At 65.3% G+C, this 15,329-nt stretch carries 11 protein-coding genes; 7 read left to right on the forward strand and 4 right to left on the reverse strand.

Translation table 11 applies throughout. The annotated features are described in order from the left end of the window. Nucleotides 1-240 precede the first annotated feature (240 nt). The 4 genes from OU419_RS22340 to OU419_RS22355 all read right to left on the reverse strand — a co-directional run bounded on the left by OU419_RS22340 (nucleotide 241) and on the right by OU419_RS22355 (nucleotide 4,734). Complete coding sequence (locus OU419_RS22340) at nucleotides 241-1,017, reverse strand: amino acid ABC transporter ATP-binding protein (protein ID WP_192435274.1); 777 nt, start codon at nucleotides 1,015-1,017, stop codon at nucleotides 241-243. Nucleotides 1,018-1,289: 272 nt separating this feature from the next. After that, on the reverse strand, nucleotides 1,290-2,390 hold the full coding sequence (locus OU419_RS22345; RefSeq protein WP_254470571.1) for an amino acid ABC transporter permease: 1,101 nt from the start codon (nucleotides 2,388-2,390) through the stop codon (nucleotides 1,290-1,292). A 10-nt stretch (nucleotides 2,391-2,400) separates the two neighbouring features. Further along, the gene (locus OU419_RS22350; protein ID WP_254470570.1) at nucleotides 2,401-3,585 is read right to left on the reverse strand and encodes an amino acid ABC transporter permease; all 1,185 of its coding nucleotides are present in this window, start codon (nucleotides 3,583-3,585) and stop codon (nucleotides 2,401-2,403) included. Nucleotides 3,586-3,705: 120 nt separating this feature from the next. Next, entirely contained in the window at nucleotides 3,706-4,734 is a 1,029-nt protein-coding gene (locus OU419_RS22355; RefSeq protein ID WP_254470569.1) for an amino acid ABC transporter substrate-binding protein, read from the reverse strand. A 578-nt stretch (nucleotides 4,735-5,312) separates the two neighbouring features. Here OU419_RS22355 and OU419_RS22360 point away from each other — a divergent pair. The 7 genes from OU419_RS22360 (at nucleotide 5,313) to OU419_RS22390 (ending at nucleotide 15,329) form a co-directional block, all read left to right on the forward strand. Continuing rightward, a complete protein-coding gene (locus OU419_RS22360) occupies nucleotides 5,313-5,966 on the forward strand; it encodes an alpha/beta hydrolase (RefSeq protein WP_254470568.1) in 654 nt (217 codons plus the stop codon). Between the two features lie 30 nt (nucleotides 5,967-5,996). Continuing rightward, entirely contained in the window at nucleotides 5,997-7,889 is a 1,893-nt protein-coding gene (locus OU419_RS22365; RefSeq protein ID WP_254470567.1) for an acyl-CoA synthetase, read from the forward strand. Nucleotides 7,890-8,040: 151 nt separating this feature from the next. Further along, a complete protein-coding gene (locus tag OU419_RS22370) occupies nucleotides 8,041-8,979 on the forward strand; it encodes a GGDEF domain-containing protein (RefSeq protein WP_254470566.1) in 939 nt (312 codons plus the stop codon). A gap of 89 nt (nucleotides 8,980-9,068) precedes the next feature. Then, nucleotides 9,069-10,226: a dipeptidase gene (locus tag OU419_RS22375; RefSeq protein ID WP_254470565.1), complete on the forward strand. Its 1,158-nt coding sequence runs from the start codon at nucleotides 9,069-9,071 to the stop codon at nucleotides 10,224-10,226. A gap of 128 nt (nucleotides 10,227-10,354) precedes the next feature. Then, nucleotides 10,355-11,890: an ATP-dependent RNA helicase RhlB gene (rhlB, locus tag OU419_RS22380; protein WP_254470564.1), complete on the forward strand. Its 1,536-nt coding sequence runs from the start codon at nucleotides 10,355-10,357 to the stop codon at nucleotides 11,888-11,890. Between the two features lie 295 nt (nucleotides 11,891-12,185). Further along, nucleotides 12,186-14,144: a methyl-accepting chemotaxis protein gene (locus tag OU419_RS22385; protein WP_254470563.1), complete on the forward strand. Its 1,959-nt coding sequence runs from the start codon at nucleotides 12,186-12,188 to the stop codon at nucleotides 14,142-14,144. A gap of 240 nt (nucleotides 14,145-14,384) precedes the next feature. Further along, a complete protein-coding gene (locus OU419_RS22390) occupies nucleotides 14,385-15,329 on the forward strand; it encodes an ornithine cyclodeaminase family protein (RefSeq protein WP_254470562.1) in 945 nt (314 codons plus the stop codon).

Here is a 15,329-nt window from a genome sequence, read left to right on the forward strand (position 1 = left end):
TCCTTCGGACGGCGTTGCAGGCGAGCTACTTCAAACGTTAGCCCATCCCTGACAAACCACTGCACATGGGAACATCGATGGGGCGGCCGAGTTCAGCCGGTTTTGCCTCGATGCCGCCACGAATACGGTGGAGTAAGCCAGCATACGCCGGAGCGGCGGGAGCTTGCCATCGGAGGGAGACGAGTGCGCCCGGTACCGCAGCCAAGCCCCTCGCCGCGACGGCGAGAGGCGTGCACGGCCTCAGTGCAGGATCTGGCTGAGGAACAGCTTGGTGCGGTCCGACTGCGGATTGTCGAAGAACTGGTCCGGCGGCGCCTGCTCGACGATCTCGCCCTTGTCCATGAAGATCACCCGGTTCGCCACGGTGCGGGCGAAGCCCATCTCGTGGGTCACGCAGAGCATGGTCATGCCGCTCTGCGCCAGGCCGATCATGGTGTCGAGCACTTCCTTCACCATTTCCGGGTCGAGCGCCGAGGTCGGTTCGTCGAACAGCATGATCTTGGGTTTCATGCACAGTGCGCGGGCAATGGCCACGCGCTGCTGCTGGCCGCCGGAAAGCTGGCCGGGAAACTTGTTGGCCTGCTCGGGAATGCGCACGCGCTCCAGATAGTGCATGGCGACCTCTTCCGCCTGGCGCTTGGGCATCTTGCGCACCCACATGGGCGCCAGGATGCAGTTCTGCAGCACGGTCAGGTGCGGGAACAGGTTGAAGTGCTGGAACACCATGCCGACTTCGCTGCGGATCGCCTCGATCTGCTTGAGGTCGTTGGTCAGCTCGGTACCGTCTACCACGATGCTGCCCTGCTGGTGTTCCTCCAGACGGTTGATGCAGCGGATGGTGGTGGACTTGCCAGAGCCGGACGGCCCGCAGAGCACGATGCGCTCGCCCTGCCTGACCTCCAGGTTGATGTCCTTGAGCACGTGGAACTGGCCGTACCACTTGTTCACGCCCTTCATGGTGATCATCACGTGATCGCCGATGGCCGGCTGTGCGGTCTTGTTGGTGGCTTCAGACATGATGAACTCCTAATAGGGCCTGATGACGCTTGCTCGTGCGCCGCGTTGCTGCGCCAAATCACGCCAGACAAGGCGCAGGACGCCGGCAATGGCATTCCCTTGTCCAGTCCTGCAACGCAGGCTGGCGTGATTTGCCGCGCAACCCGCCGGGACGATGTCCCATTTTGCGCAGCGCTGCGTTACTCGTCGTTCATTTGGGAAAATCAAACTTCTCTCCTCGCGCCTTGCCCTGCGCAAAAATGGGATTTCGTCGCGGCCACGATCAAGCGTCATCAGGCCCTACGGTGACCGGTGTCCAGCTTGTGCTCCAGGTGCATGGAGTAGCGGGACATGCCGAAACAGAAGATCCAGTAGACGACCGCGGCGAACACATAGCCTTCGGTGGCCATGCCCAGCCAGGCCGGGTCCGCGGTGGCGCGCTTGATGCTGTTGAGGAAGTCGAACAGGCCGATGATGATCACCAGGCTGGTGTCCTTGAACAGCGCGATGAAGGTGTTGACGATGCCGGGGATAACCAGCTTGAGCGCCTGGGGCAGGATCACCAGCCCCATCGTCCGCCAGTAGCCCAGCCCCATCGCGGCCGCGGCTTCGTACTGCCCCTTGGGGATGGCCTGCATGCCGCCGCGCACGACTTCGGCGATATAGGCGGCCTCGAACAGCACCACCATCACCATCGCCCGCAGCAGCTTGTCCAGGTTCATCCCTTCGGGCAGGAACAGCGGCAGCATCACCGACGACATGAACAGTACGGTGATCAGTGGCACACCGCGCCAGAACTCGATGGTGGTCACGCAGATGACCTTGATCGCCGGCATTTTCGAACGCCGCCCCAGCGCCAGCAGGATGCCCAGCGGCATCGCCCCGCAGATGCCGACCGCGGCGATCACCACGGTGAGCATCAGCCCGCCCCAGGCACTGCTGGGCACGGTGTCCAGGCCGAGGAAGCCACCGTGCAGCAGCCAGTACGCCACCAGCGGCAGCGCCACGAGGAAGCACAGGCCGTACTTCAACTTGTACTGGAAGCGCTTGAGGAAAAGTGGCGCCGCGCCGAACACCACGAACAGCACGGTGAGGTCCACCCGCCAGCGCAGTTCCTCGGGGTAGAAGCCATACATGAACTGGCCAAAGCGCGAGCCGATGAAGACCCAGCAGGCGCCCTCGCGGGAACAGTCGGCGCGGGTAGTGCCGGCCCAGTCGGCCTTGATGATCGCCCACTCCAGCAGCGGCGGCAGGATCAGGTAGACCAGGTACAGCCCCACCAGTGTCAGCAGAGCGTTGAACCAACTGGAGAACAGGTTGGCGCGCAGCCACGCGAGTGGCCCGACGCTCATCGCCGGCGGCGGCAGGTCGGGCTTGAAGGTATGCGTTGCCATAGTCCACTCCCTATCGCTCGACCAGCGCGATGCGCTTGTTGTACCAGTTCATCAGCAGCGAAATGCTGATGCTGATGGCCAGATAGACGCTCATGGTAATGGCCATCGTCTCGATGGCCTGGCCGGTCTGGTTGAGCACCGTGCCGGCGAACAGCGAGACCATGTCCGGGTAGCCGATGGCTGCCGCCAGCGACGAATTCTTCGCCAGGTTCAGGTACTGGCTGGTCAGCGGCGGGATGATCACCCGCATCGCCTGCGGAATGATCACCAGGCGCAGCGTCTGCCCCGGGCGCAGGCCCAGGGAACCGGCCGCTTCGGTCTGGCCATGACTGACCGCCTGGATGCCGGCGCGCACCGTCTCGCCGATGAAGGCGGCGGTATAGACCGACAGCGCGAGGATGATCGACACCAGCTCCGGGATCACCACCCAGCCGCCACGGAAGTTGAAGCCCTGCAGCACCGGCACGTCCCAGTGGAACGGTGCGCCGGCCACCAGAGAGACCAGGGCCGGCAGCAGGATCGACAGCGCCAGCCCCGTGAGGAACACAGGGAAAGTCTTGCCGGTGGCATGGCGACGAGCCCTGGCCCACCGCCAGAGCACCACCCAGGCGACGAGAGCCAGGATCACCGCGACGATGAACGGACCGAGGCCGTCGGCGGCAATCGGTGCGGGCATCTGCAGGCCACGGTTGTTGACGAAGAACAGCCCGCCGAAGCTGATGCTCTGCCGCGGACCGGGCAGCGGCCCGAGCACCGCGAAGTACCAGAAGAAGATCTGCAGCAGCGGCGGGATGTTGCGGAAAGTCTCGATGTACAGCGTCGCCAGCTTGCGGATCAGCCAGTTGGGCGACAGCCGCGCCACACCGAGAATGAAGCCGATGGCGGTAGCGAAGAAGATGCCGATGACGGTCACCAGCAGCGTATTGAGCAGGCCGACCAGGAACACCCTTCCGTAGGTGTCGCTCTCGCTGTAGTCGATCAGGTGCTGGGAGATGCCAAAGCCGGCACTGTGCTGGAGGAACCCGAAGCCGGACTGGATACCGCGGTGTTCGAGGTTGGTCTGGGTGTTATCGAAAAGAAACCAGCCGACCGCCACGACAGCGATCACGGCGATGACCTGGAAGGCCCAGGCGCGCAGATCGGGATCGCTGAGCGAAATCCCCCGCAGGCGCTGGGCTTTGATGGAGTTTTGCATGTAAGCCCTCTCGGAAGGCTCCGGGGCGGGCACGGGTCCACGCCCGCGCCGCCTCCGGAGGCTTCACGTCATCCGAAACAGGTCCGGCGCCCGCCATCAGGGCACCGGGCACGGGAACGGTCAGCGCACCGGCGGTGCGTACTGCAGACCGCCCTTGTTCCACAGGGCATTGAGGCCACGCTTGATCTTCAGGTCGCTGCTGTCGCCGACGTTGCGATCGAAGATCTCGCCGTAGTTCCCCACTTGCTTGACGATCTGCACGGCCCAGTCCTTGGGCAGCTTCAGATCCTTGCCATAGTCGCCTTCCGCGCCGAGCAGGCGGGCGACGTCCGGGTTCTTGGTGCTCTTCGCGGTCTCCTCGACGTTCTTCGAGTTCACGCCCAGTTCCTCGGCGTTGAGCATGGCGAAGAGCGTCCAGCGCGCGATGTCGAACCACTCCTCGTCACCCTGGCGCACGGCCGGGCCGAGCGGCTCCTTGGAGATGACCTCCGGCAGCACCACGTAGTCGTCGGGCTTGGCCAGCTTGATGCGCTGGGCATAGAGCTGCGACTGGTCGGAGGTCAGCACGTCGCAGCGGCCGGATTCCAGCGACTTGGCGCTCTCATCGGAGGTGTCGTAGGTGATGGGGGTGTACTTGAGATTGTTGGAACGGAAGTAGTCGGACAGGTTCAGCTCGGTGGTGGTGCCGGCCTGGATGCACACGGTGGCGCCATCGAGTTCCTTGGCGCTGGAAACCCCGAGCTTCTTGTTCACCAGGAAGCCCTGGCCGTCGTAGTAGGTCACGCCGATGAAGTTCAGGCCCATCGCACTGTCGCGGGAACTGGTCCAGGTGGTGTTGCGCGAGAGGATGTCGATCTCGCCGGACTGCAGCGCGGTGAAACGCTCCTTGGCGGTCAGCGGGCTGTACTTGACCTTGTTGGCGTCACCGAACACGGCGGCGGCGACGGCACGGCAGACATCGACGTCGATGCCCTTGTACTGCCCCTTGGCGTCGGCATAGGAGAAGCCCGGAAGTCCGTCACTGATACCGCACTGCACGTAGCCTTTCTTCTTCACTGCATCCAGGGTGGCGCCCGCGTGAGCGAGGCCGCTGATACCGAACACGACGGCGGTAGTCAGCACAGCCAGGGTGGATTTCACCATCTTCATCGATCTTCTCCGTTGCTTTTTTAGTGTTTTGGAGTCCCGGTTCCACCGCCGTACCCTCGTGAGGCACAAGCAAGACATCTAACGGGATGGAGACCTGAAGGTGAGTCTAGTCGGCTCCGGAAATCCGCACCGGATACCGCCGACCCACCCCTGGCGAGCAGGTGATGCTCGCTGGAACGGGTATCTGGAAGAATGGACGCACGCGCTGGTACATCGTTACGGCCAAGGCTTCCAGGAACCGCCGAGAGGCGGCAGATCATGCGTATGAAGGCGAAGGCCCGTCGTGCCAACCGTTGACCGCGGCCGACGACGACGGGCCCTGAAGCGGCCCCAGGCCGGTTGCGGCGCCACTTCCGGTACAGCTTTCCGGATGGGGTCGGTAGAGTGTTACCGGAAGTGGGGCCGCACGGCCTGGAAGCTGTGATAGCAAGGGCCGTACCAGCGCGCCGCACACAGCGGAAATTCACGCCGTCAAGCCCGGCAAGTTATGGCCATGCGACATCTTCTTGCATCGCCCCCCGACAACATTCCAACCGCAGCGCCCCCTCCTAGAGCGCCTGCCCCATCCTGGAGCCTCAATGAACCAGCCACTGATCCTCGAACCCTCCCGTCCCGCCGACTCCTGCGTCATTTGGTTGCATGGACTGGGGGCAGACCGTTACGACTTCGAACCGGTAGCACGAATGCTGCAACGCTCGTTCGACACCACTCGCTTCATCCTGCCGCAGGCGCCGACCCGACCGGTCACCGTGTTCAACGGCATGCCCGCGCCGAGTTGGTACGACATCCTCGCAATGGCCCCGGCACGCGCCATCGACGAAGCGCAACTGGAAGCCTCCGCCGATGCGGTGATCGCGCTGATCCAGGAGCAGATCGGCCAGGGTATCGCGCCGCGGCGCATCATCCTCGCCGGCTTCTCCCAGGGCGGCGCGGTGGTGCTGCATACCGGCTACCTGCGCTGGGAGGGCGAACTGGGCGGAGTCATGGCCCTCTCCACCTATGGCCCGACATTCAGCGAAGACATAAGCCTGCCCGCTACAAAAAGACAACTGTTGGCGCTGTGTCTGCATGGCAGTTTCGACGACGTGGTGGCGCCCGAACTGGGCCGTGCCGCTTACGATTTCCTGCTGGCCAACGGAGTCCCGGCGCAGTGGCGCACCTACCCGATGAGCCATGAAGTGAGCAACGAGGAGATCGGCGACATCGGCGCCTGGCTGCGGGAACGCCTGTAATTACCATCCTCGCGGAGAACAACAACAAGCATGAACGCCCCGATCACCAGCCTGCGTGACGTCGAAGCCCTGGAGCGGACACCGCTGCAGGCGCGCGACCTGCCCTCCAGCACCTACGAACTGCTGCGCCGCTCGGCACAGCGCTTCGGCCCGGACACCGCCCTGAACTTCCTGCTGCAAGGTTCGGCCGCAGAGGAGCCACTGCGCGTCAGCTACGCCGAACTGTTCGCCCGCGTCACCCAGGCCGCCAACGCCTTCCACCGCCTGGGCGTGCGGCCGGGCAACGCGGTGTCGTTCCTGCTGCCGAACCTGCCGCAAACCCACTACGTGATCTGGGGCGGCGAAGCGGCGGGGATCGTCAACGCGATCAACCCGCTGCTCGATCCCGAGCACATCGCCGAACTGGTGCGCGCCGCCGACTCGCGCGTGCTGGTAACGCTGGCGCCCTTCCCCGGGACCGACCTGTGGGACAAGGTCGCCGCCCTGCGCGACGAGCTGCCGGAGCTGAATGCGATCGTCACCGTGGACATCGCCAACCTGCTGCCCGAACCGCAACGCTCGGCGATCAAGGCTCAACGCGGCGCGCTCCCCGAAGGCGTACTGGACTTCGACGAACTGCTCGCCCAGTGCCCGGACGACCACCTGGAAAGCGGCCGCAGCATCGATCCGGACGAAGTCGCCTCCTACTTCCACACCGGCGGAACCACCGGCACGCCCAAGCTTGCGCCGCACAGCCACGGCAACGAAGTAGCGATGGCCGAAATCATGGGCCTGAACGCCGACTACAACGGCAAGGACGTACTGCTCTGCGGCCTGCCGCTGTTCCACGTCAACGGCGTGATGGTCACCGGCCTTGCGCCGTTCATGCGCGGCGCCCAGGTTCTGCTGGCCGGCCCGCAGGGCTACCGCAACCCGACGCTGATCAAGGACTTCTGGAAACTGGTGGAGCGCTACCGGGTTACCAGCTTCAGCGGCGTACCGACCATCTACGCCGCGCTGCTGCAGGTGCCCAGCGCGGGCCACGACCTCTCCAGCCTGCGCTTCGCGCTGTGCGGGGCGGCGCCGATGCCGGTGGAGCTGATCCGCCAGTTCGAGGAAAAGACCGGGCTTTCGATCATCGAAGGCTACGGCATGACCGAGGGCACCTGCGGCACCAGTTGCAACCCGCGGGGCGGCGAACGGCGCCCCGGCTCCATCGGCCTGCGCCTGCCGTACTGCCAGGTGAAGTCGGCGGTGCTCGACAGCACCGGCAACTACCTGCGCGACGCCGCCGTCGACGAGATCGGCACTATCTGCCTGCGCGGCCCGACCGTGTTCAAGGGCTACCTGCAAGCCAGCAAGAACAAGGACATCTGGGTCGACGGCGACTGGTTCAACACTGGCGACCTCGGCCGCATCGATGCCGACGGCTACATCTGGCTCACCGGGCGCAGCAAGGACCTGATCATCCGTGGCGGCCACAACATCGACCCGCAGATGATCGAGGAAGCCCTGCACCGCCACCCCGCCGTGGCGATGGCCGCCGCCGTGGGCAAGCCCTGCCTGAAGGCCGGTGAACTGCCGGTGGTGTACATCCAGCTCAAGCCGGGCATGCGGGCCAGCGAGGAAGAACTGCTGGAGCATGCCGCCAGGCACGTGCCGGAACGCGCGGCGGTCCCCAAGGATGTCTGGTTACTGGATGCGATTCCGCTCACCGCGGTGGGCAAGACCTTCAAGCCGGCGCTGCGCCTGGATGCCATTCGTCGCGTACTGGAAGACGAAGTCCGCCACCTGCAGCCACGCCCGAGCGTCGAAGTGATCGCCGACGACCGCCACGGGCAGAAGGCCCGCCTCTGCGTCGGCACCCTCGACCTTGACTCACGCGCCGCGCTGGCCAGCCGGCTGGGCGGCTACGCGGTCCATATCGAGTGGCTGGAAAGCTGATGAAACACCGGGCCGACCGCCGGTCGGCCCGGTATGCCGCTAGATTGCCAGTATCCAAATCTGATTAATACTGATGGCTCAATGTGCGAAGAGGACTACAGGGAGAGTCGGTCGTGCACATCATCAGTTCTTCCCTCTCTTCCGGCGCACCATGAAACCCGCGCACTGGAAGGAAGACATTCGGCAACTCCAGCACCTTCGCCTGTTCCAGAACGTGGCTGCGGCCAACCTGCAACAGTTGCTGAAGGACTTTCGCGCTTGTGAACTGGAAGATGGCGAAATCCTGCTTTCGCCGTTCAACCGCAACCACTTCCTCTATATGGTTCTCGAAGGCCAGTTGAAGGTGTATCTGGGCTCCCTCGACAACCAGCCGGTAACCACACTCCACCCCGGCGACTGCGCCGGTGAAATCAGCTTCATCGACAACGACCACCCCTCCGCCTACGTCGTCGCCACCCAAGCCACCACCGTCCTGCGCCTGCACCGCGAAGCCCTGATCAGCCTGTTCCAGCAGTCCCCGCAGATCATGCACAACCTGCTGGAAGTCCTCTGCGAACGGGTGCGCCAGGGCAACCGGATCATCCTCGACACCGAGCAGAACGCCAACATCGACACCCTCACCGGCCTGTTCAACCGGCGCTGGCTGGAGCACATCTACGACCGCGAAAGCACGCGCTGCGCCTTCAACGAACAGCCGCTGTGCATGCTCATGCTGGACGTCGACCACTTCAAGGACTACAACGACGAGCACGGCCACCTGGCCGGCGACTACGCCCTCTGCCTCGTCGCCCACACCCTGCGCAGCCAGTTGCGGCCCAAGGACAGCATGGCGCGCTTCGGCGGCGAAGAGTTCGTCATCCTCCTGCCGGAAATCGCCGCGGACGAAGCCCGGCGCATCGGCAACCGGCTGCGCCAGAGCCTGGAGCAGATCACCTCCTTCTATTCACCGGTGGGCGTGCTGCCCGGCGTCACCGTCTCACTGGGGCTGGCCCAGATGAACTACCAGGAGAACCTGCCGAGCCTGATCCTGCGGGCCGATGGCGCCCTCTACCGGGCCAAGCAGGAAGGACGCAACCGCCTGGTCGGCTGACCCACACCGCGTCCACGGATTTCCCGAGCCTTCGCGCGGCTTCCTTTGCTAGAGTCGGCGCACTACAACAAGACAGCCGGGAAGCTGACATGCGCAATCTCCTGATCGCTCTACTATTGCTGGTGGCCGTTGGCCTGGGGATCTTCTTCAACCTGCCGGGTTACCTCGACCGTCGGATGAACACGGTAGCCACACCGGCCCCCTACCCCGCTTCCGATTCGGCTACCGCCCTGCACAGGACCCTGTTCGTCGCCGACCTCCACGACGACGCACTGCTCTGGGACCGCAACCTGCTGGAACGCCACGACTACGGCCACAGCGACCTGCCGCGCCTGCTGGAAGGCCACGTCGGCCTGCAGGTGTTCTCCACTGTCACCAAGACGCCCCGCGGCCTCAACTACGAACGCAACGGCGCGGACACCGACAACATCACGCCGCTGGTGATCGCCCAGCGCTGGCCCCGTGAAACCTGGACCAGTCTGCTCGAACGCGCCCTCTACCAGGGCCGGATGCTCGAAGAAGCCGCCGCCGGCAGCCACGGCAAGCTGACTCTGGTGCGCAACCGCGCCGACTTCGCCCGCTACCTTGCCGCCTGGAAGACAAACCCGAATCAGGTCGCCGCCGTGCTCGCCACCGAGGGCCTGCACCCACTGGAAGGCAAGCTGGAAAACATCGATCGCATGTACGACGCCGGCTTCCGCATCATGGGCCTGACGCACTTCTTCGATAACGAGGTCGGCGGCTCCGCCCATGGCCTGGAGAAGGGCGGGTTGACGCCGTTCGGCCACCAGGTGATCGCCCGCCTGGAACAGAAGAAGATGCTCGTCGACCTCGCCCACGCATCCCGCGCGCTGATCGACGACGTGCTGGCCATCTCCACGCGCCCGGTGCTGGTCTCCCACACCGGTGTCGAAGGTACCTGCCCAGGCGTGCGCAACCTGACCGACGCCCATCTGCAGCGCATCGCCGCCACCGGCGGGGTGATCGGCATCGGTTACTGGGACGGCGCGGTCTGCGACACCTCGGTCAAGGCCATCGTCAAGGCCATCCGCTACGCCGCCGACAAGATCGGTGTCGAGCACATCGCGCTGGGTTCGGACTTCGATGGCGCGGTGAACACGCCCTTCGACACCAGCGGCCTGGCGCAACTCACCCAGGGTCTAGCCGAAGCGGGCTTCAGCCAGTCGGATATCGCCGCGATCATGGGCGGCAACGTCCGCCGGCTACTGCTCGACACCCTGCCCTGAGCCCTTCGCCGTTTCGGCAAGACGCGCCGGAACGGCATCCCCGCCGTGGAAAACCTGTGGCACTTCGCCCTGCGGGCATCTTGCATTACACTGACGGCCGTTCATTCCTTAACCAGTACGAGACCACCGTGCTCAAAGCACTCAAGAAAATCTTCAGCAAGGGCGATGGCGAACAGCCCGTCGCCACGCCGGCAGCCCCCGCTCCCGCTGCCTCTCAGCCCGCTCCGAGCGGCGAAAAGCGCCCGCGCAAACCGCGCAATCCGCGTCCGGAAGGCGAAGCCGCCCAGAAGCCGGCCCGCGCTCCGAAGGGCGACAAACCCCGCGCCGAACGTTCCGACAAAGCCGAACGCGGCGAAAAGGCTGAAAAGACCGAGCGCGCCGACAAGCCGCGCGAACCGAAGGCCGACAAACCGCGCCGCGAGCGCAAGCCGCGTCCGCCGGTGGTGGACAACTGGAAGCTGGAAGACTTCGTGGTGGAACCTGCCGAAGGCAAGACCCGCTTCCACGACTTCAACCTTGACCCGCGCCTGATGCACGCCATCCACGACCTGGGCTTCCCGTACTGCACGCCGATCCAGGCGCAGGTGCTGGGCTTCACCCTCAAGGGCCAGGATGCCATCGGCCGTGCCCAGACCGGTACCGGCAAGACCGCCGCATTCCTCATCTCGATCATCACCCAGCTACTGCAGACCCCGCCGCCGAAAGAGCGCTACATGGGCGAGCCGCGCGCGCTGATCATCGCGCCGACCCGCGAGCTGGTGGTGCAGATCGCCAAGGACGCCATCGGCCTGGCCAAATACACCGGCCTGAACGTCATGAGCTTCGTCGGCGGCATGGACTTCGACAAGCAGCTCAAGACCCTTGAGTCCCGTTTCTGCGACATCCTCGTGGCCACTCCCGGCCGCCTGCTGGACTTCAACCAGCGCGGCGAAGTGCACCTGGACATGGTCGAGGTGATGGTGCTGGACGAAGCCGACCGCATGCTCGACATGGGCTTCATCCCACAGGTCCGCCAGATCATCCGCCAGACCCCGTACAAGGGCGAGCGCCAGACCCTGCTGTTCTCCGCCACCTTCACCGATGACGTGATGAACCTGGCCAAGCAGTGGACCGTCGATCCGGCCATCGTCGAGATCGAACCGGAAAACGTCGCCAGCGACACCGTCGAGCAGCACGTCTACGCCGTTGCGGGCAGCGACAAGTACAAGCTGCTGTACAACCTGATCGCGCAGAACGACTGGACCCGCGTGATGGTCTTCGCCAACCGCAAGGACGAAGTGCGGCGCATCGAAGAGCGCCTGACCAAGGACGGCATCAGCGCCGCCCAGATGTCCGGCGACGTACCGCAGCACAAGCGCATCAAGGTTCTCGAAGGCTTCCGTGAAGGCAAGATCCGCGTCCTGGTCGCCACCGACGTCGCCGGCCGCGGCATCCACGTCGACGGCATCAGCCACGTGATCAACTTCACCCTGCCCGAAGACCCGGACGACTACGTGCACCGTATCGGCCGTACCGGCCGCGCCGGCACCACCGGTACTTCCATCAGCTTCGCCGGCGAGGACGACGCCTTCGCCCTGCCGCCGATCGAAGAACTGCTTGGCCGCAAGATCAACTGCGAAATGCCGCCGGCCGAGTTGCTCAAGCCGGTGCCGCGCAAGCACTGATCCCCGCGCCCCGCTCCAGAACAAGGCGAAGCCACCCGGCTTCGCCTTTTTTGTTTCCACCTGGCGTTACGTCCGGTGACGCATCCCGCGCTCCAGAGCCTCCCGTTTGTCCCGCCGGACCCGCCGGGACGACCGTACGGCATTCCCTGCGAACAATGGCAACGCGCCATCTATCGGTACATCGGCCTGCCCTGGCAGCCAGTCCGATCGGTTTTATTTACATCCGTAAAATAATTCGCACGCTTCTTGCACAGCACGCGAGAACAATTCCAAGAAACCTCGCCGGAATCCTCCCATGCCCTTGCGCGCCAAACTTGCACTCAGCTTCCTTTCGATCGGCCTCATTCCCGTCCTGGTAATGGCCATCGTGGTCTATCTCCAGGCCAGCCGCGCCCTCGAAGACCAGAGCCTGAACGCCCTGGAAGCGGTCGCCAGCATCAAGCAGCGGCAACTGATGGACGCCTGGAAAGCACGCAACGACCAGCTCAGCAGCCTCGCCACCAACCTCGGCAACAACTACGCCGGCCTCGACAGCGAGTCGCTGGTGACCACTGCCAACTACGACAAACCGGTGTTCGAGAACTTCATCAAGACCTTCGGCTACCGCGAACTGCGTCTGGTGAAAGGCGATGGCACCGTGGTGTTCAGCCTCGGGCGCGGCGTCGAGTACCAGCAGAACATCGGCGCGCCGAACTGGCGGGATACACCCTTCGGCCGCTTCGTCCGCTCCGCGCTGGATAGCGGCAAGGCGAGCATCAGCGACCTGGAGCCTGCGCTGGATGACCAGCAGCCCGTGCAGTGGCTCGCCGCGCCGATCAAGGACAACGGCAAGCTGCAACTGCTGCTGGTACTGGAATTGCCGCTGACGGCGATCAACGACGTCATGCAAAGCCGCCAGGGCCTGGGCGAGTCCGGGGAAACCTACCTGGTGGGCGGTGACGGCAGCCTGCGCTCGGACTCGGTTCGCTTCGCCGATCACCATGTCCGCCGTGACAAGGAAAGCCCGGTGCCGCTGCCCGGCCAGGCCAGCGAGAAAGCCCTCGCCGGCGAACAGGGGCGTCTTTCCGAAACCGGTCTGAGCAACCAGCCGGCGCTGAAATCCTTCGTCCCCCTGAACCTGGACGGCCTGCACTGGGCCCTCGTGGCGGAAATGGACCAGGACCAGGCATTCGCCCCGGTGCGCAAGCTGATGTGGCAGATCCTCGTGCTCGGCGTACTGACCCTGCTGGGCGTCGCCGCCGGTACCGTGCTGGTCAGCCGCAGCGTGATGCGGCCGCTGGGTGGCGAGCCAGCGAACATGGCCGCCCTCGCCCAGCGCCTGGCCAGCGGCGAGCTGCGCCTGGGCGACGGCGCCGCCGCCAGCAGCGGCCTGATGCAGGCACTGGGTGAAATGACCAGCGCCTGGCGCCAGGTGGTCGAGCGCCTGCGTCAGGCCAGCGAAGCCGTGGGCGATGCCAGCGGCGATATCCTCGACGCCGCGGGGCGTACCAGCAGCCACCTCGACCAGCAACAGGAAGCCTTGGAGATGGTCGTCAGTGCCGTCGACCAGATGGCCGCCACCGTGCAGGAAATCGCCGGCAGCGCCAGCCGCAGCGCCGATGGCAGCGCCGCCGCCCGCAAGGCCTTCGTCGCCATGCAGGACACCCTGCAACACATGATCGGCCGCCAGGACCAACTGCTGGCAGGCCTGCGCCAGGCCGATGGCGTGGTACAGACCCTGGCCGGCGAGAGCCAGCAGATCGGCTCGGTGCTCGACGTCATCCGCTCCATCGCCGAACAGACCAACCTGCTCGCCCTCAACGCCGCCATCGAAGCTGCCCGCGCCGGCGAAGCGGGTCGCGGTTTCGCCGTGGTCGCCGACGAAGTACGCAACCTCGCCCAGCGTACCCGCAGCGCCACGGACGAGATCGTCGCCATCGTCGGAACTCTCGGCGACTCATCCGCCCAGGCCCAGAGCAGCATGAGCGAGGCCAGCGAGCAGGCCCATACCCTGGAGCAGGATACCCAGGCGGTACTCGAAGCCCTCGGAGCGCTGGACGACTCGCTGCAGGGTGTGCACGCAATGGCCTTCCAGATAGCCGCGGCAGCCGAGCAACAGGCGGCGACCACCCAGGAAGTGAACCAGCACATGCATCGCCTCAACGACATGACCGCGGAAAACCGCAAGACCGCCGCGCACACCCGCGACTGCGGCGAACACCTGCGCCGCGTGGCAGGCAGCCAGCAAGCACTGGTCGCGCAGTTCAAGCTGTAGTTCCCCACAGGCCCGTTCGGAGGCTGCAGGAGCCCGCAGGAACGCTTCGCTTCCCCCGAACGGCCCCCGCCATCCTCCCGCGGGGGATCCTGCGACCGGCATCCTGGCCAATCTCCCCCTGCGCGGTGATCGCGTGCAGGTCCGCCCCCGCAATAGCATTGATCCACCCGACCACACGCGCTTGCCGATCAAGACAACTAAGTCCAGAATGGAAAAATTAATCCAAACTGGAGCCTCGCCATGTCCGCCACCACGCCCCTCACGCTCAACCAGGCCGACGCCGAGCGCCTGCTCGAACAGGTCGATGTACTCCAGGCCATGCGCGACATGTTCCGTGAACTGGCCGCCGGCAGTGCGGTGCAACCGCCGCAGCAACTGGTGGAGTTCCCCAATGGCGGCGGCGACTTTATCAACTACCTGGGCGTACTCGCTTCGCAGAACGTCTACGGCGTGAAGACCTCGCCGTACATCGTGCGCCAGCCCAAGTCACTGGTCACCGCGTGGAGCCTGCTGATGTCGATGGAAACCGGCCAGCCCCTGCTGTTGTGCGACGCCGGCAGCCTGACCACGGCGCGCACCGCTGCCACTACCGCTCTGGCGGTGCAGGAGCTGGCCCGCACCGATGCCCGGACCCTGGCCATCATCGGCAGTGGCCCGGTTGCCCGCGCGCACCTGCGCTATGCCGCCGGCCTGCGGGACTGGCAAGGCATCCGCGTCTACTCGCCCAACCTGAATGCCGACGCGCTGGCCCGGTTCGCCGCCATCGACGCCCGCGCGCAGGCCGCCAGCAGCCTTGAAGCCGCCGTGGCCGATGCCGACGTAGTGCTGCTGTGCACCTCCTCCGGCACCCCGGTGCTGGATCCGGCGCAGCTCACCCGGCCCGCGCTGATCACCTCCATCAGCACCAATGTCGCCCGCGCCCATGAAGTGCCGCCGCAGTCGCTGGCGCAGATGGACGTGTACTGCGACTACCGCGCCACCACTCCGGCCTCCGCCGGCGAAATGCTCCTGGCCCGCGACGAGCATGGCTGGGACACGACGAGCATCCGCGGCGACCTGCCGGAACTGGTGAGCGGCAGCGCGGCCAGGCCGGGCTACCAGCGCCACGTCTTCTTCCGCTCCATCGGCCTGGGCCTGGAAGACGTCGCCCTGGCCAATGCCCTCTACCACCTGCACAACGCCTGA

Origin of the sequence: Pseudomonas triclosanedens (assembly GCF_026686735.1) — a bacterium.
GTDB lineage: Bacteria > Pseudomonadota > Gammaproteobacteria > Pseudomonadales > Pseudomonadaceae > Pseudomonas > Pseudomonas triclosanedens.

Coding starts and splice junctions, on each gene's coding strand:
- OU419_RS22340 (WP_192435274.1), bottom strand. CDS start 1,017: ATGTCTGAAGCCACCAACAAGACCGCACAGCCGGCCATCGGCGATCAC.
- OU419_RS22345 (WP_254470571.1), bottom strand. CDS start 2,390: ATGGCAACGCATACCTTCAAGCCCGACCTGCCGCCGCCGGCGATGAGC.
- OU419_RS22350 (WP_254470570.1), bottom strand. CDS start 3,585: ATGCAAAACTCCATCAAAGCCCAGCGCCTGCGGGGGATTTCGCTCAGC.
- OU419_RS22355 (WP_254470569.1), bottom strand. CDS start 4,734: ATGAAGATGGTGAAATCCACCCTGGCTGTGCTGACTACCGCCGTCGTG.
- OU419_RS22360 (WP_254470568.1), top strand. CDS start 5,313: ATGAACCAGCCACTGATCCTCGAACCCTCCCGTCCCGCCGACTCCTGC.
- OU419_RS22365 (WP_254470567.1), top strand. CDS start 5,997: ATGAACGCCCCGATCACCAGCCTGCGTGACGTCGAAGCCCTGGAGCGG.
- OU419_RS22370 (WP_254470566.1), top strand. CDS start 8,041: ATGAAACCCGCGCACTGGAAGGAAGACATTCGGCAACTCCAGCACCTT.
- OU419_RS22375 (WP_254470565.1), top strand. CDS start 9,069: ATGCGCAATCTCCTGATCGCTCTACTATTGCTGGTGGCCGTTGGCCTG.
- OU419_RS22385 (WP_254470563.1), top strand. CDS start 12,186: ATGCCCTTGCGCGCCAAACTTGCACTCAGCTTCCTTTCGATCGGCCTC.
- OU419_RS22390 (WP_254470562.1), top strand. CDS start 14,385: ATGTCCGCCACCACGCCCCTCACGCTCAACCAGGCCGACGCCGAGCGC.